The organism is Paenibacillus ihuae (assembly GCF_001368795.1).
GTDB classification, from domain to species: domain Bacteria; phylum Bacillota; class Bacilli; order Paenibacillales; family Paenibacillaceae; genus Paenibacillus_AQ; species Paenibacillus_AQ ihuae.
Genome location: NZ_LN831198.1, coordinates 3800215 through 3815600, shown reverse-complemented (window position 1 = coordinate 3815600; position 15386 = coordinate 3800215). Strand labels below are relative to the sequence as shown.

At 46.7% G+C, this 15386-nt stretch carries 17 protein-coding genes and 2 pseudogenes; 12 read left to right on the top strand and 7 right to left on the bottom strand.

The window, feature by feature from the left end:
- The 5 genes from AQR02_RS17660 to AQR02_RS17640 all read left to right on the top strand — a co-directional run.
- Positions 1-328 (top strand): hypothetical protein (locus AQR02_RS17660; protein ID WP_209444171.1); only part of this gene is annotated, 328 nt, incomplete at its 5' end.
- 471 nt (positions 329-799) lie between these two features.
- The gene (locus tag AQR02_RS17655; protein WP_054941603.1) at positions 800-1333 is read left to right on the top strand and encodes a DinB family protein; all 534 of its coding nucleotides are present in this window, start codon (positions 800-802) and stop codon (positions 1331-1333) included.
- A gap of 17 nt (positions 1334-1350) precedes the next feature.
- Positions 1351-1863, top strand: coding sequence for a GNAT family N-acetyltransferase (locus AQR02_RS17650; RefSeq protein ID WP_054941602.1), 513 nt, complete (start codon positions 1351-1353; stop codon positions 1861-1863).
- Between the two features lie 233 nt (positions 1864-2096).
- Positions 2097-2774, top strand: coding sequence for a nicotinamide riboside transporter PnuC (gene pnuC, locus AQR02_RS17645; RefSeq protein WP_054941601.1), 678 nt, complete (start codon positions 2097-2099; stop codon positions 2772-2774).
- Positions 2771-3817, top strand: coding sequence for an AAA family ATPase (locus tag AQR02_RS17640; protein WP_054941600.1), 1047 nt, complete (start codon positions 2771-2773; stop codon positions 3815-3817). Before pnuC ends, AQR02_RS17640 begins: the two co-directional genes overlap by 4 nt.
- On the opposite strand, the gene AQR02_RS17635 is transcribed toward AQR02_RS17640, so the two are convergent.
- The 5 genes from AQR02_RS17635 to AQR02_RS17615 are packed head-to-tail and all read right to left on the bottom strand — an operon-like array spanning position 3783 to position 8045.
- Positions 3783-5168 (bottom strand): HAMP domain-containing sensor histidine kinase, encoded by a 1386-nt coding sequence (locus AQR02_RS17635; RefSeq protein ID WP_054941599.1) that lies wholly within the window; start codon positions 5166-5168, stop codon positions 3783-3785. The genes AQR02_RS17640 and AQR02_RS17635 overlap by 35 nt on opposite strands.
- The gene (locus AQR02_RS17630; RefSeq protein ID WP_054941598.1) at positions 5156-5818 is read right to left on the bottom strand and encodes a response regulator transcription factor; all 663 of its coding nucleotides are present in this window, start codon (positions 5816-5818) and stop codon (positions 5156-5158) included. Before AQR02_RS17630 ends, AQR02_RS17635 begins: the two co-directional genes overlap by 13 nt.
- Before the next feature lie 29 nt (positions 5819-5847).
- Entirely contained in the window at positions 5848-6606 is a 759-nt protein-coding gene (locus AQR02_RS17625) for a lantibiotic immunity ABC transporter MutG family permease subunit (RefSeq protein ID WP_054941597.1), read from the bottom strand.
- A gap of 1 nt (position 6607) precedes the next feature.
- Positions 6608-7336: a lantibiotic immunity ABC transporter MutE/EpiE family permease subunit gene (locus AQR02_RS17620; protein WP_054941596.1), complete on the bottom strand. Its 729-nt coding sequence runs from the start codon at positions 7334-7336 to the stop codon at positions 6608-6610.
- Entirely contained in the window at positions 7329-8045 is a 717-nt protein-coding gene (locus AQR02_RS17615; protein ID WP_054941595.1) for a lantibiotic protection ABC transporter ATP-binding protein, read from the bottom strand. Before AQR02_RS17615 ends, AQR02_RS17620 begins: the two co-directional genes overlap by 8 nt.
- Before the next feature lie 155 nt (positions 8046-8200).
- Here AQR02_RS17615 and AQR02_RS17610 point away from each other — a divergent pair, with 155 nt between their 5' ends.
- The 3 genes from AQR02_RS17610 to AQR02_RS17600 are packed head-to-tail and all read left to right on the top strand — an operon-like array spanning position 8201 to position 10137.
- Positions 8201-8632 carry a hypothetical protein gene (locus AQR02_RS17610; protein WP_082451971.1) on the top strand — a complete coding sequence of 144 codons (432 nt, stop codon included), beginning with the start codon at positions 8201-8203 and terminating at the stop codon, positions 8630-8632.
- A gap of 10 nt (positions 8633-8642) precedes the next feature.
- On the top strand, positions 8643-9716 hold the full coding sequence (locus tag AQR02_RS17605) for a phosphotransferase enzyme family protein (RefSeq protein ID WP_082451891.1): 1074 nt from the start codon (positions 8643-8645) through the stop codon (positions 9714-9716).
- Between the two features lie 37 nt (positions 9717-9753).
- Positions 9754-10137 (top strand): hypothetical protein, encoded by a 384-nt coding sequence (locus tag AQR02_RS17600; RefSeq protein ID WP_054941592.1) that lies wholly within the window; start codon positions 9754-9756, stop codon positions 10135-10137.
- 167 nt (positions 10138-10304) lie between these two features.
- Here AQR02_RS17600 and AQR02_RS31450 read toward each other — a convergent pair.
- Together AQR02_RS31450 and AQR02_RS17585 are read right to left on the bottom strand one after the other, a co-directional pair.
- Positions 10305-11343, bottom strand: a pseudogene (locus tag AQR02_RS31450) (IS630 family transposase).
- A gap of 543 nt (positions 11344-11886) precedes the next feature.
- Positions 11887-12507: a flavin reductase family protein gene (locus AQR02_RS17585; protein WP_054941590.1), complete on the bottom strand. Its 621-nt coding sequence runs from the start codon at positions 12505-12507 to the stop codon at positions 11887-11889.
- A gap of 93 nt (positions 12508-12600) precedes the next feature.
- Here AQR02_RS17585 and AQR02_RS17580 point away from each other — a divergent pair.
- The 4 genes and pseudogenes from AQR02_RS17580 to AQR02_RS17570 form a co-directional block, all read left to right on the top strand.
- Positions 12601-13300, top strand: a pseudogene (locus AQR02_RS17580) (ArsR/SmtB family transcription factor).
- 292 nt (positions 13301-13592) lie between these two features.
- Positions 13593-13790: an HTH domain-containing protein gene (locus AQR02_RS31445; protein ID WP_245237523.1), complete on the top strand. Its 198-nt coding sequence runs from the start codon at positions 13593-13595 to the stop codon at positions 13788-13790.
- Positions 13777-14001 carry a hypothetical protein gene (locus AQR02_RS34505; protein WP_054941589.1) on the top strand — a complete coding sequence of 75 codons (225 nt, stop codon included), beginning with the start codon at positions 13777-13779 and terminating at the stop codon, positions 13999-14001. The genes AQR02_RS31445 and AQR02_RS34505 overlap by 14 nt, the downstream gene beginning before the upstream one ends.
- Before the next feature lie 421 nt (positions 14002-14422).
- A partial coding sequence (locus AQR02_RS17570; protein WP_082451890.1) for an SDR family NAD(P)-dependent oxidoreductase occupies positions 14423-15386 on the top strand: 964 nt, incomplete at its 3' end.

Sequence of the window (15386 nt, the reverse complement as noted above, 5' to 3'; positions counted from 1 at the left end):
TACAGTTACCAACCTAAAAATTACTCACCAAAAGTCATTAACTATGCGTATACCAGCTCAGTTATTCGTCTCGCCAAATGCTGATGAAAGGGGGAGCGCAATGCATGCTGATCGCCTTTTGGGCATTATACCTCCTGGGTTTCGGTATCCTTTAGAGAAGCTGCCTGTACTTCTGAGGGAAATCATGTGGAAGTCTGTCTGGCTGATCATCGTTGCGCTTCCGATCTGGGCATCCGGGCAGATGGATGATTCAAACATGGAAACGGTCATTGCCTGCTTACTTGTTCATATTTCCTTTCATTATTCCTTGGCGGTTCGTGTTCATTAACTATGTGAAAAAGCATGGAGACCGAGGGCCTAGCTACTCTGTACATCCATCTAGACAGATCTTAATTCATATTGGCAATACGTTAAAAGTGCATCGACAGAAGCTTTCCGTGTAGAAACCACTCCAGACACCGAGTGGTTTTTGTTAACGATATATTAGCCGGTTCTAACGATTTGACCACAATATTTGCCGGCTTAGTCGGCACGATCATTGAAGGGACGATGCACACGATGAGGCCTATATAGATTGCTGATTAGCATGTGATATCTCCAGCCCGCAATAAAGCCGGGTCAACGGTTCCTGCCTAATCCAGACTTCTACTCCGCACTGCCTCTTATGAAGGAGCACAAGCGTCAAATCCGTACCTCACTTCTATGAACTATTCTCTATGTAACGTGTAGTGAAATTTCAATTTACACCTTGCAGGAACCTCATTATGATGTATTTAACCACTTAAAGGGAGGGACAGGTATGATTGCGCTGATCCAGTATGTTATGGAAGATATGAATAAGCAGCTTGACCGGATTGAGAAGAGCCTGAATCTATTGAACAATGAGCTGGTTTGGACAAGAACGAAGGAATCCATGAACAGCATCGGTAATCTCTGTCTGCATCTGGCAGGTAATGAATATCAGAATTTTGTCAGCGCCATCGGAAACAGGCCATTCATCCGGGAGCGTACCCGCGAGTTCACAACGGACGGAGGCATATCCAAAGACGGGCTGATCAGCCTTCTGCGGGACACGCGGTCACAATCGGAGGAAGTGCTGTCGGATCTGTCGAACGACGATTTGTCCCGGGAGGTCATCATTCACTACAGCCAGGAAGACTGGAACCGCATGTACCGGGAGGCTGTCCAAGCCGGCGAAACCTATGATACAAGAGTAATTGGCCGGCTGATTGTTCAGGTATCGGCTCACTACGGATATCATGCCGGACAGATCGTAGTGCTTGCCAAAATGCTGCAGGATATGAGTGAGCATATCACGGGCCAATATCATTGAGAAAGGCGGAATCGCCTGTGATCAGACTGGAGCCGTTCGAACGTAACGACTTTAAGCAATTAATGGCCTGGATTGATTCGCCGGAGTTTATGGTGATTTGGGGAGGGAAGACGTTCAGCTACCCTTTAACGGAACAACAATTAGAGACTTATATCTGCAGTAATGCGCTAATCTATAAGGTGGTAAATGAAGATAACAATGAGGTTATCGGGCATATCAATTTAACGTTGGATCCATCCAATCATTCGGGAAGAATCGGTAAGGTCATCGTCGGTAAAAGAAACCTGCAGGGACTTGGCATAGGGCAGCTCATGGTACAAAAGGTTCTGGATATCGCATTCGGACAACTGAAATTACACAGAGTCAGCCTCGGTGTATTTGATTTTAACCATGCTGCAATTGCCTGTTACGAGAAAGCGGGGTTTGTAAAAGAAGGTTTACTCCGGGAAGCGCGCAAAGTGGATAATGAATTCTGGAATCTGTGGGAAATGGGCATTTTACAAAAAGAATGGTTGAATAGCCAAACTTGAAGACATCTGTTATGGATATCCATGCTGCAATGGGTTTTCATGAATGATAATCATACCTTAACCGGCCTCGGTCCTGAATTCTATGGGCTGAGGCCGGTTTGTTTTGACGGAGGAAAATTTTACTTGCATCCTGCCGGTTCATCTGCTAACTTGATATTAACAAAATGTAATTATCAATAAGTTAATAAGTGTTTATCTACACGAATACGCGCAGAAAGCGGAGGGGATGCAAGGTGAAGAAGGTTCTGGGTGGGTGGAAAATGTTCGAAGTCGTCTGGCTGGTTTTGTTTACTTTGGTGGCTGTCAGTTTTACGTTTCTATCCAATGATTCATTATTCGGCTTCACGGTCTTTATCACCGGGGTACTATGTGTGGTGCTCACGGCGAAGGGAAAGCTGACGAGTTATGCTTTTGGCATGTATAATACCTTCGGCTACGCCTACTTAGCTTATATTAACGGATTATTTGGAGAAGTCATGCTGAATTTGCTGTTCTTTGTCCCGATGAATGTCGCCGGCTTCTACATGTGGAAGAACAATTATCAGAGCGGCAAGCTGTCCATGCGACAGATGGAGCATTCAGGAATGCTGCTTACCATCGCAGTTTGTATTGCGGGTTCGCTGCTGCTGGGATTTGGCCTGTCATTCATTCCGGGACAGAATTCGCCTTACATCGATGCTGTAACTACCGTGTTGTCTGTCGTGGCCACGATTCTAATGGTGAGAAGATTCAAGGAGCAATGGCTGGTCTATATTGTGCTGAATATATTTACGGTGCTGCTATGGGTCATCCGGACGATGGAAGGCAGCGGTGAGGGCCTGCTGATGATCGTCATGTGGAGCGCCTATCTGATTAACGCGGCATATGGATACTATAACTGGAACAAAGGTGCTAAGGAGGCATTAGCATGAAGACTCTTGGATTAACCCTTGGCAAATTCGCCCCGCTGCATAAAGGACACCAGTATATGATCGAGGCGGCGCTGCAGGAGGTTGACGAATTAATCGTGGTGATTTACGAAACCACGGTTACTAGCATTCCGCTGCATATCCGGGCGAACTGGATCCGCAGGCTCTATCCGCAGGTTAGGGTAATTGAAGCGTGGGATGGTCCGGACGGGTACTCCGATGACAGGGAGCATGAGATCCGGGAAGAGCAGTATATTCTGGGGTTGCTTCAGGGAGAGCAGGTGACCCATTTTTATTCCAGTGAGTTCTATGGCGGGCATATGAGCATCGCTTTAGGCGCAGAAGACCGGCGGGTGGATGAAGCGCGTATACAAGTACCGGTATCCGCCACAATGGTTCGTTCCAATCCTTATAAGTACCGGAAATATGTCAGTGATCTGGTGTACCGGGATTTAATTACAAAAATTGTGTTTGTGGGAGCAATGTCAACCGGCAAGTCCACGATCACCGAAGCGTTGGCACGGCGGTACCAGACAACTTTTTCCAGTGAATTCGGGCGGGATTATTGGGCTGAGCATCAGGTGGGCCGCCGGATCAGCCTTGAGGCTTTTGATGAAATCGCCGTGGGCCATATAAAGCGGGAAGAGCAGGCACTCCTGGAAGCAGACCAGTATCTTTTTGTAGATACCAATGCGATTACCACTTATATGTATGCCTTGGATTACCACGGACGCGCTCCGGAGCTTCTGACCCGGCTCGCCCTGGAGAACGCTCAGCGGTATGATCTGTTTTTCCTGTGCGACGACGATATACCGTACGACGATACGTGGGACCGCAGCGGGGATCAGAAGCGTCATGTTTTTCACAAGCAGATAATAGCAGATTTGCAGGAGCGGCGGATCCCCTTTATAACGCTGAGGGGAACGCTGAAGGAACGTATGCGCAAGGTAGACGCGGTGTTAGGTGAGTTTGAGCCTTATCGCAATTATTTCGGAGAGCTGCACAATTACATCACAGCAATTGCCCCTTCGGAACAGAAATACTAATCGTTACTTTGCCTCCGCCGGAAGGGGACACATTGTCTAGGGTTAAACTGCCTCCGTGCAGCTGGGCGGCAGACTTGGCAATGTACAATCCCATTCCGTGATGCTTGCCCGAGCTCCGGCTCTGGTCGCCCCGGTAGAACTGGTTGGCGGCTTCTTTCAGGTCCGCAGGGGAGAAGCCGCTGCCTGTATCCGTGACTGTGAAATGGACGGCATCGTCATCCCCACGGACCTGCAAAGTGATGCTACCCTGCTGGGGAGTATGCTCCGCCGCATTGGATAACACGTTGGCAATTGCCCGCTGAAACAGCTCCTTATGGATGAAGAGGAATTCCGGAACGCTCTCCTTCAGGACAGAAGGATGCAGATTCTTGCCGGAGGACAGAGCCTTCATCTGCAGCTCTAATTCTTCGATAAACTCTGCTGTAGATACAAGTGATTGCTGGGGAGCCGTGCTGGCCTGAAGGCTGGAGAGATCAATAACCTCCTGTACGAAGGCTTCAATATCCCCGGCGCTGCGGAGAATGTATCCGTTATATTCCTGCTGGGACTCATTCTGGGTGGTCTCCTTCAGCAGCTCGGCATTTCCCCGGATCACGGTAAGCGGCGTCTTGATATCGTGGGCCAGCGCGGAAATCTGCTCTCTGCGGGAACGCTCCAGCTCCCATTGCTGCTTGAGGGAAGTGTGCAGGGCTTCCTTCATCCGGTCCAGTGAGGCCAGCACATCGTCGATTTCACGGATCCCGCTGGGTTTGACGGTGAACTCGAGATTCTCGCGCTGGATGTTCTCTGTCGCTTCCTGTAATCCGGCCATTTTCTCTGAGAGTCTTCTGCCGAACAGGGCGGCGAGCAAGGCTGCCTGGAGCAGAACCCCGAAGATGAAGAGCAGGATTCCCAGCAGCTGCGGATTCGGCAGATAGCTGCGCAGCGAGGGGGAGGCGTACTGCGGCGTTAAGCTATACCGGAATATCCAGATTTCCTGGCCGCGCCGGGCGGTTGTATAGAAATGAGAGTCCTGATGATCACCTCGTTGTGAAATCTCCCAGGCATCAGCTGCTTCGCTCCGGTTCAGATTGCCTGCGAGGAGCTCTCCTTGGCTGCTGAAAACTGTATAATCCAGCATTTCCGGAACGGCGTCGGGTGATACCGATTCGCTTGAGGCAAGACGTTCCTTGAAGACCGCAATCTCCTTCTCGGCATAGTTGGCAGGCAGGATGGTGTTTGAGGCAAAAGCCAGCGTAAACAAGCCAAGCAGCACTACAAGCAGCATGATCGTTCCCGTGCTTAAGAACAGAAGGTATTGCAGGAAAAAGGTGCGAAGGCGCACGGTTTTGATTCGTTTTACAGCTTCCATTTATATCCGATCCCCCAGATGGTCTCAATGGCGTCGATGCTGTATCTGCTCAGCTTGGCGCGGATGTTCTTGATATGCTCCGTAATAGCGCTGCTGTCGCTTACCCCGTCCAACCCGAAGACCGTTTCATAGATATGCTCCTTAGAGAAGACCTGTCCGCGGCTGCGGGCCAGAAATTCGCAAATTTCATATTCGCTTTTGGTGAGAGGCACCTTGTCCTCCCGGATAAACAGCTCTTTACCGGAGAGGTTAAAGTGAACATTCTCCAGATACAGAACATTCCGCCGCTCCCTGGTTTCCCGCCTGAGATGAGCGCTAATCCGTGCCCGCAGCGCACCTATGCCGAAGGGCTTCACAATATAATCATCTGCGCCAAGTCCCAGGCCGTACATCAGATCGCTTTCCAGTGTTTTGGCCGTTAAAAAGAGGATTGGACAATCCACAGCCCCACGGATCTCCCGGCAAAGGGTAAAACCGTCCACCCCCGGCATCATCACATCCAGCAAAATAAGATCATATGCGCCGAGGTCGGCCCGGCGCACCTGTGCAGAATCGGAGATTGCCGTCACCAGATGCTGATCTGTAATAAGTGCGTTGCGGATCAGCGACAAGATGGCAGGTTCATCGTCTACTACGAGTATTTTTGCCATATTTGTTCCCTCGATTGTTAGTTGTAGGTCTAATTATCAGTAGAGCGTCCTTCCCACTGCCGGAACCATAGGCAGCTTAGGAGGACCGCGGTTATCGTTGCCAGCATACAGACGGTTACTCCGGTGTTCAGCCCACGTAGAGCAGGGGATAACGTGGTGCCGGAAGCGTGGATTGTCCAGATCGAGATAAAGCGGACGCCCCATGCAAAGGGAAGATAAGCCCAGATGGCATCGCCCAGCCCGGTGAGCATTAAGGCAGCGATTAGACTCCCTGCAATCCCCGCCCCGATGGAAGCTCCTCTTCCAAAGCGCAGGCTGACAATCAGGTGAAGCAGATAGAGAAACACATTACTCCCGAACAGAATAGCCGCCCCGGTGATATAAAAAGGGAGGCCCAGTCTGTCTTGCTGCAGAATCCCGCCGAACCCCAGTCCAAAAAGCATGTAAGCAAACAAAACAGCACCAAAGCCAAATAACAGCAAAAGCAGCAGCTTGCTTGTATAGGTTGTGATTTTATTTGCGGGAATGGCAAGCATGCCCTGGAACTGTCCTGCATTCGCCTCCTGTTCCGCTGACATGGAGCAGACCAGCCCGATCAGAGTAGGGAATGCACACCCTAGAGACTGCATGAATGCCAAAGCTTTGTCGGCTGCACTCCAAGGAGAGTAAGAATAGTACGCCAAGAACACCCCGGCCCCGGCAAGCGGAGCCAGCAGATGAATGAACATGAACGGCGTGTGCCGGGTTTTGAGCAGATCCGCCCTCAGCAAGCCCAGTAGTGATGCCATGTTACTTCGCCTCCTGTTTACGGAACCATAGCGCAGTAAGAAAGAAGAGCACTCCGAACCAGGCCATGGAGATCAGGACATCCGGAAGGATCATGTCCGTGCTTCTCAGCGGGCTGTCCGCCGGTACGGGAAGACCGTTCGGCAGGATCGATAATACCGGGCACATGAGTCTGAAAGTAATTGTATAAGGGAGGAAATGCCACAGCCCTCCGGAATCGAAGGCAACAACACCCATGACATTACCGAACATATTAAGCAGTACAGCGGCGAATAATCCGAACCGTGCAGCCAGAAACAAACACAGTGGAATCTGCCACAGAAACGTGACGAAGATCAGGAAGCTGCCGGCCATGCTGTTCAGTAGCGGAATGGTTTGGCCAAGCAGCAATCCCCCTGACGTAATGCCAATCAGGAATAGGAGGAGAGCAGCCAAGAGCCATCCTGCACAGGCGATTATTTTCCCGGCCCAAAGGGTCCTCAGGTCAACGGGCAGAGCGAGCAGTCCGCGGTATTTCATCTTCGCATCTTTCTGCAGAGCCAGCGAACAGGCGAGGGTCAGCGCTCCGGGCAAGAGCATGGTATACCACCAGTTATAAGCCCCGCTCTGAAAATGACGTCCGCCCATTAAAATAACGCAAAGGAGAATCGTGAACACAGGGGCGATCCAGGCAAGCTTGGGAATGAAGGTGCCCCGCCATTTTAAGCGTTCAGCCCGGAGATGACTAAGCATGAACCGCACCTTCCCTCCGGCCTGCTGCTGCTACCTGCATGAACAAGGCTTCCAGCTCTTGCCCGTGAGGAACGGCTCCCTGATACCCTAGAACTCCGCCGGCGATAATTCCAATCTGATCGGCAACCTGCTCGACTTCGGAGAGAATATGACTCGACAGAATTACGGTAATCCCTTGCTGTGGAAACGAACGGATCAGCTCCCGCAGCTCTTGAATCCCGATAGGATCCAGCCCGTTCATCGGTTCGTCCAGAATCAGCAGCTCCGGTTGGTTTAACAGTGCAATCGCGATGCCCAGCCGCTGCTTCATGCCCATGGAGAATTGCCCGGCACGTTTCTTGCCGGTTTGTGTTAAATCCACAACGGCGAGTACCTCCTCGATCCGGGAATGCGGCAGTCCGAGAGTAAGCGTACGTACCTTGAGATTCTCACGGGCCGTCAGATTCTCATACAGCGGAGGTGCTTCAATCAGTACACCAATCCCGCTTAGAGCCTTACGGGTCCATTCATGGCCATGAATGCGGATACTCCCGGAATCTGGTCGCAGCATACCAGCGATCATCTTGAGTGTTGTCGATTTGCCTGCGCCGTTCGGACCCAGCAGCCCGTAGATCGAATTATGGGGTATGGCTAACGATACTTTGTTGACGGCGGGCTGATGTTTGAAGCTTTTGCATAAATCCTTCGTTTCTAAAATAATGTCCTGCATATTATATCATCCTTTCTACCTCCACAGTGTAAGGGGAGATTCTAAGGATTCTGTAAGGACTAACGGAAGCAGAGAATAATTTTAATAATACTCTACTGGGATATTCTTCCATTTTGATGCTATGATTAATGAATGCTCATCTATATTTCGGAAGGATGATACGATTGCTTTTTAGACAATGCCTAATTAACGAGGTGCAGCATCTCATTCAAGATTATATCCATAACTTGTCCTCACCCTTTGATTCCTTCCTGGAGGAACATATATTAAACTCGACGTTTTATGTAATCCTCGACGAATTAACTGAAGCCGGCTATTATGCGGTTCATCAGAATCAGCTGCTAACCCAATTTCACATCCAGCCAATGTATCTCAAGCATGGTATAGGCATGTTTACGAATGAGGCGTACCGCAAGCAAGGAATTAGGAGAAGTATTATTCTAGGATTAAAACAATGGTGCTATGAACATGAATTAAAGCCGATTTGCGGATGCTGGTATTATAACGAGGCGTCAAAATCAACGCTGGAAAGTGCAGGTGTGAATACAAAAATCAGGCTGTTAAACATTACAGTAAACCGAGAGTGAGGGGAAAGGTATAAATTATAATGAGGTTGTTTCAATTGGAGATGCTTGTTTACTTACAGTAGTATCGGAGTTATACGGATTAGAAGGCTATGCTATCCGGCTGATTCCGGCACATGACGGCGGGAGGAATGTCGTATACACCTGTGAGAAAGCGGGAAGTCCTTCCAAAATACTCAGAATCGCTTTCTTACCAGACAGGAGCCGGGAAGATATCCTGGGCGAAGTGGAATATATCCGGTATCTCTATGAGCATGGAGGCAGTGTCGCCAATGTAATTAGTTCCCGGAAAGGAAATCTGCTGGAGGAGATCACCCACAACAATCACACCTTTAGGGTCTGCCTGTTTGAACAGGCCAAGGGGAAAATGCTTGTGGAGAACAATTACCAGTACAGGGAAGGCGCTCCAATTACCGAATATTATTATAATTGCGGTAAAGTTCTGGGGAAAATGCATCAAATCGCCAAAGGGTATGTGCCTGTTCATCCTCGGCATAGTTTTTTTGACAAATACAAAGCTGAATATATCGATCAACTGATACCGGATTCCTTATCTCTGCTTAAGGAGAAGCTGGTAGAGCTCCTTGATACTTTACAAGGATTGGACAGAAACCAGGAGACTTTCGGCATGGGCCATTTTGATTATAACGATGGGAATTATTCGATAGATTTTGATACCGGACAAATAACCGTTTATGATTTCGATAATTCATGCTACTGCTGGTATATGTTTGACTTGGCCAGTATCTGGGGAAACGGAATGGGCTGGATACAATCTGAACCAGACGCCGGTAAACGGAAACAGTTTATGGATGATTATTTTGAAACCGTCCTTGCGGGCTACAGATCCGAAACTCCAATCGAAAATTCGGTGCTGGATATGCTGCCCTTATTTATCAAAGTAACCCTCATGGAAAGTATTGTTGATGCCTTCGAGGTGATGCAGAACAATGGTGAGGAACCAGCTTGTGATGAGGAACTGTCGTATCTCATACAATGTTTGGAAGACGATATCCCGTATAAGGGATTTTTCCATGATATGTATTCGTGTGAAGAACCCTTTGAGGCTGAGGGACGGAATATTTAGACAACTAGCATGAAACTAGCATGAGGTGAAATCACGAATGAAGATCTCCAGAAAGTTAGTCCTTTCATTTGTTCTTGTATTCGTCATCGCCTATGTCTCGTTTGGTGTATGGATCGCCCATGATACTAAGATTATTCTGGAAGAAGCAATGCAGGGAAATGCCGATACTGGATACATGAATAGCTCCGCTTATAAAAGTATTAATCCTGACGAACGCGGCATGACCGCAGATAACTTTAAATATGAAGGAAGCTTGCATGATATCGGTTTTGTACTTCCTTTGCATTTCTTCTTCGTATCCAAAGTGTATGTAACCCAAGAATATGTAACGGATAATCTGGCATTCAGAGAACCCGTCAACTTAAGCGTAAGATTAAAGTCCGGAAAGTGGTATGCGGTTAAAGTAAGCATTAAACCATAATATAATCAAAAAAAGAGCGGCAGCCGAGGACACAAATCCCTGACTGCCGCTCTTTAATTTCCCGCTAGCTATACTACCCTTATGTCAACCTCAATAAAGGCCTTGAGCACTCATGCAGGATTCTTGAAACCCTAACTGGGACAGACCTATATAAGTTGAACAAAAGATTAAAACGGCACGCACAATCGATCAATAACCTCCTGGGAAGAGCGGTTTAGTCTCTGGATAAATTCACGGACGTGAGTACGGATATAATAAAATTTCCCGAAAAACACGTTATTAATAACATCACTTCGGAGCCATTTCCATAAACCTTCGACCATATTTATTTCAGGGCTATATGGCGGTAAAAAGACAAAAGTTAGCCGTGGATGTTCCTTCAGGAAAGATTGAATGTGATTCGCATGGTGAATACGAGCATTGTCTAATATCATCACAATTTTACCGTCGGGATAAGTCTGAAGTACACGATTTAGAAAAGATTCAAAGGTCAACATATCGTAATTTTCGGCTTCATGACAAACAATTTGACCCGTTTCATAGTTTAGCGTAGCGAGCAACTTGGCTCCTCGATGTTGTCCATGTGTTTTTATTTTCCGTTGCTTCCCTTTGAGAAACCAATTGTATTGCAGAGCTTGGTAATCTCGGATCATCGATTCATCTTCGAACAAAAGATGATCAATTTCGTTATTCAGGACTTTTTTTTAAAGCGGGGAAAATCTCTTCTTTAAACGCTCTCTGTTTGTCTAGATCTGCACGAGCGAGCGTGTACGTAGGCTTTGTATAGCTAAAGCCTAAGTAATGAAGGAGTTTAGATGCTCCCCGTAGCGTAAAGCTCTGACCAAATTCCCGCTGAATATAATGAACCACCAGACGTAGCGTCCAATTATATTGGGCTTCAAATCCAACATCCACAGGTTGCTTGCTGGAGATGGTTTGAGCCAACTGCTTCTCTTGATCAAGCTCTAGTTTATGGGGCCTTCCTGTGGAATAACCAGGGACCAATCCTTTGATTCCATGTTGCTCGAAAGCCTGGATGTACCGTTCGATTGTTTGTCGGTTTCGTTTGACAACAGCACAAATATCTTTCGTTTTTCGCCCTTCTAAATAAAGGCAAACGGCTTTGTATCGCTAGTACAATCGTTTATTTTGCGTCTTTCGCATAGCCTCAATTAGAGGTTCAATTTCTGCTTTTCGAGTTTCCATCGACCTCACCTCTTTTGGTTATGGTCTAAATTACTTACCCATTATTTTCTTGTCTGATAAATTAGTTCAACTTATATAGATATGTATGTGACAAATTTATCGGGTAAAATATTTATAATTTTTGCTGTTGTAGTGGATATCATTTGCTTACTCCTCCCGAATGTTTTGTCTTAGCTTCAAGGCGGGCCCATATAAATATTCCTTTTTTATGATACAAAGGCTATGTATTCTTTTTTATTTCCCAGGAAGTATAATGCTGTTCTGGAACAAGTTCATTAAACAACTGTCTTTGCTTGTCATAATCTAGAATACCATATATTGGACGTGAAGATTAAAGTCTATTGGAAGACGCCAGATAAACCGCCATGTTGGTCCAAGCGAAACGGGCAAGCTATACAAATGCCCCTCGGAAGAGGGGGGCTTGGACTGTATTTCGAAATTCTCTATCTTATCAAAGCGGTAATTATAAGTCTATATGCCTTAGACAATGAATGAAGTTGCTTCGGCGGGGATGAGACAGACGTTTGTGTGGTACCTGATTATTTAAACTTCAGCCCGAAAGGTTTTACCGAGCTGATTACTTAGACCGAAATAATGACGAAAATTATATATTAGGGGAGTCCATTTTTGGGGATCGATATGATTTCTTTCAATGATAATTTCTTTGTGGGCATGTACATGCACAGCTTGTGTCTCAATAATTGCAAAGTTAGGGGAATGCTCAGGAATTCGAATGTTTTTTACTATTGCCTCTATTTGTAGTGGGCATTCCATAATTCGTGTAGGTTTTACTGTCTTCGAGTCAATGGAAGTTAATCCACTAATAGCATATTTGTCTTTTTGATATTTATATCCATATTTTTCCTTATATTCAGGAACGGGATTTTTTCCTGTGTAAGGGGCTAGTTGTTCAACATTCTCCCAAAGAGAAGGACCGGGAATATTAATTACACACTCAGGAAGTTGTTCTAAATTTTCAATCGCTTTTCCCCCAAGACCAATCCCTAATACAATACAGTCCCCTAATGCCCATGATGATGAGATAGGGCTAATATTTACTGTTCCATCTTCATTCAATGTATTTAGTAAAATTACAGGTGTTCCATAATATAAAATTTTAGGTTTAATCGTTTCTGTTATTGGAATCTGTTTTGAATTTTTCATTTTAGTTCTCCTCTATGTGTATTCGTTCTCCTAAATTGTATAATATAAATAGTTCAATTATCATCGAATTATGGATTGCAAAGCGGGGGTAAAATGAAAACAAATTCGAATGTAGCTATAATTGCTTCTCTTGTGAGTGAATCTTCTCGCGCAGCAATATTAACTGTCCTATTGGATGGGAGGTTTCATGCAGCAGGTGAATTAGCCTATATAGTAGGAATCAAACCTCAAACGGCAAGTTTCCATTTAGCCAAAATGGTCGATGCTAATGTAGTTGCCGTTGAAAAACAAGGTAGACACCGGTACTATGGGATTCAAAATCAAGAGGTTGCTCAGGTTATGGAATCATTATTATCAATAGCTCCACCCATAGAAATTAAGTCGTTAAAACAAGCTTCAGATGATAAAGCGCTGCGTCTCGCAAGGACATGTTATGATCATCTCGCGGGGAGTTTGGGGGTGCAATTAACAGATACATTCATTAGAATAGGTGTTCTGCGTGAAGAAAATAAGCAGTTTACTGTTACTGAAAAGGGGAAGGAATTTTTTACAAACTTTAAAATTGACCTTGAAAATATTAAGAAAAAACGCCGCTCATTTTCGCATAAATGTCTAGATTGGAGTGAAAGACGCCACCATCTTGCCGGAGCATTAGGAAATGCCCTTCTGGAAAAACTTTTAGAGTTAAATTGGGTTCAACGTCTACCTAAAACGCGAGCGATAAAAATTACTTCTGAGGGTAAAATAGGCTTTTAAAGAAGTATTTTCATTTGATATTGAGGACAAACAATGATGAATAATTTTCGACCTAGAAATAGTTGCCACCACCAACACTAGACTATCAGATAATAGGTGCAGAAGCATGCCCCTTCAGCCACCACGGTGAACCGTATCATAAGTAGGGCTAAATTTTCAAAGAGATAAAGAGAGAACGAATAGTGATCACTCACACGAATTCTTTTAATGCCATTTACTATAGCAAACAGATGAAAATGGTTAAATTGATAAGGTGTTTCGCAAATATGTAACATGAAAAAGTGTATTCCACCCAGAGGAGGAGACGTTACCCAACGTCACACACAATCATGCGAGTCGATCGGTTGCTCTCCATGCTGCTAATCATCTCCGGTAAAGGTACGGTAACGTGGAAGGAGCTTGCCGAGCATTTCGAGGTATCCTTGCGGACGATCTACCGGGATATCGAAAAAATAAGGCGAAGCCGGCATATCGATTGCCTCGTCCAGCGGCAAGGGCGGAGGATACTATATTATGGACAGCTATAATATAAGCAGCCTCTTTTTAGACCGGGATGAAGCTCATACGTTTGTAGCTGTAATCGCCAGTAATGGCCGCATAATATTATTTTTTCAGAAAAATACCATCTTCTGCTTGCCAGAGGCCGCTGCATTTCCTGCAGCGGCCTCATTAACTTTCAGCAATTACGGCTGTTCGTGCGAACCTAGCAGCGCTGATTTACCAAAGCATGGCTTATGAACATGCCATAGTACCTGCCCTTGTCTTTAGCTACCGCAGCCTGCGGCCTGTTCCAGAAAGAACATCTTGCCCTGGAATATCCCTCTGTCCCTCCAAACCCAACCGGAAAAAGCGTACGGATTTTGGGGATGCTCTACGAATCTGTGCAGCAATGGCATTCAGCTCTCCGTCTTAGCTGGGTATGACGTCATCACTACCGTATTTCCAATTATTAACGTAATGATTGTTATGATATTGACATTTAGTGTGCAATTGTATAGTATAAAATTACGTAATGATCATTATGATATTAATTAAACACCAGTGAGACTATCAGGCTGTGCCTTATTCTGTGCAGCGAAGCGCTCGGGCATCGGTACGTTAATGCTAGGCCGCTGAAGAGCAAAACACATAACAAATACGAAAGTAAAGGAGCAAACATATGACTAGTAAATTTAATGCAAAGTCAACTGCCGATCAGGTGCTTTCCGGCGTAGATCTCAAGGGGAAACGATTTCTCATTACGGGTGTTTCATCAGGCATTGGCCTCGAAACTACCCGATCACTGGTCGCTCACGGCGCCAGCGTCGTTGGCACGGTTAGAGACCTTGTCAAAGCGGAGTCGTCCACGGCATCGGCCCTTAACGCTGCGGCGCAAGGAGGCGGCAGCCTGGAATTGATCGAACTTGATCTCGCATCCCTGCAAAACGTTCGCGCCTGCGCGGATAAGCTGTTGGCGATCGGACAGCGGTTCGACGGCATTATCGCCAACGCCGGCGTCATGGCAACCCCGTTCGGCCAGACGGCCGACGGCTTCGAAGTCCAGTTTGGGACAAATTATCTTGGTCATTTCGCTTTGATCAATCGGATCGAGTCACTGCTCGCCGATAACGGACGATTGATTGTGCTGTCTTCCCAAGCTCATCGTGCCGCTGATATTGACCTGGATGACCCGAATTTTGAGCATCAGGAATACGACCCGTTTGTTGCCTATGGCCGATCGAAAACGGCTACTTCTCTCTTTGCAGTGGAATTTGATAAACGGCATCGTAACCGTGGTGTCCGGGCGGCAACGGTGATGCCCGGGAATAGTCCTACCGATCTCCCGCGCCATTTCTCGCTGGAAGACATGGAGGGTCTGTTCGAGAACGTTGCCAAAGCCCGCGCTGAAGCCGGCCTTCCGGCAGCGGAGCTCAAAGAAATTCCACAGGCAGCTGCTACGTCGGTTTGGGCTGCAGTCGTGGCTGACAAAGATGAAATCGGCGGACGTTACCTTGAGGATTGCGCAGTCGCACCGATTGATGACACCCCAAACCCGTTTGCCGATGGCGTAAGATCGTATGCGCTTGACGTTAACAAAGCCGAGCAGCTTTGGGCAAAAAGCGAGGAATTGATAAGCACCAACG

What these genes read in the sequence shown, in the direction of transcription:
- AQR02_RS17630 (WP_054941598.1), bottom strand. Translation starts at nt 5,818, where the DNA reads ATGGCAAAAATACTCGTAGTAGACGATGAACCTGCCATCTTGTCGCTG.
- AQR02_RS31445 (WP_245237523.1), top strand. Translation starts at nt 13,593, where the DNA reads ATGCGAGTCGATCGGTTGCTCTCCATGCTGCTAATCATCTCCGGTAAA.
- AQR02_RS17615 (WP_054941595.1), bottom strand. Translation starts at nt 8,045, where the DNA reads ATGCAGGACATTATTTTAGAAACGAAGGATTTATGCAAAAGCTTCAAA.
- AQR02_RS17635 (WP_054941599.1), bottom strand. Translation starts at nt 5,168, where the DNA reads ATGGAAGCTGTAAAACGAATCAAAACCGTGCGCCTTCGCACCTTTTTC.
- AQR02_RS17600 (WP_054941592.1), top strand. Translation starts at nt 9,754, where the DNA reads ATGAAGATCTCCAGAAAGTTAGTCCTTTCATTTGTTCTTGTATTCGTC.
- AQR02_RS34505 (WP_054941589.1), top strand. Translation starts at nt 13,777, where the DNA reads ATGGACAGCTATAATATAAGCAGCCTCTTTTTAGACCGGGATGAAGCT.
- AQR02_RS17625 (WP_054941597.1), bottom strand. Translation starts at nt 6,606, where the DNA reads ATGGCATCACTACTGGGCTTGCTGAGGGCGGATCTGCTCAAAACCCGG.
- AQR02_RS17655 (WP_054941603.1), top strand. Translation starts at nt 800, where the DNA reads ATGATTGCGCTGATCCAGTATGTTATGGAAGATATGAATAAGCAGCTT.
- AQR02_RS17585 (WP_054941590.1), bottom strand. Translation starts at nt 12,507, where the DNA reads ATGAAAAATTCAAAACAGATTCCAATAACAGAAACGATTAAACCTAAA.
- AQR02_RS17610 (WP_082451971.1), top strand. Translation starts at nt 8,201, where the DNA reads ATGATACGATTGCTTTTTAGACAATGCCTAATTAACGAGGTGCAGCAT.
- AQR02_RS17640 (WP_054941600.1), top strand. Translation starts at nt 2,771, where the DNA reads ATGAAGACTCTTGGATTAACCCTTGGCAAATTCGCCCCGCTGCATAAA.
- AQR02_RS17620 (WP_054941596.1), bottom strand. Translation starts at nt 7,336, where the DNA reads ATGCTTAGTCATCTCCGGGCTGAACGCTTAAAATGGCGGGGCACCTTC.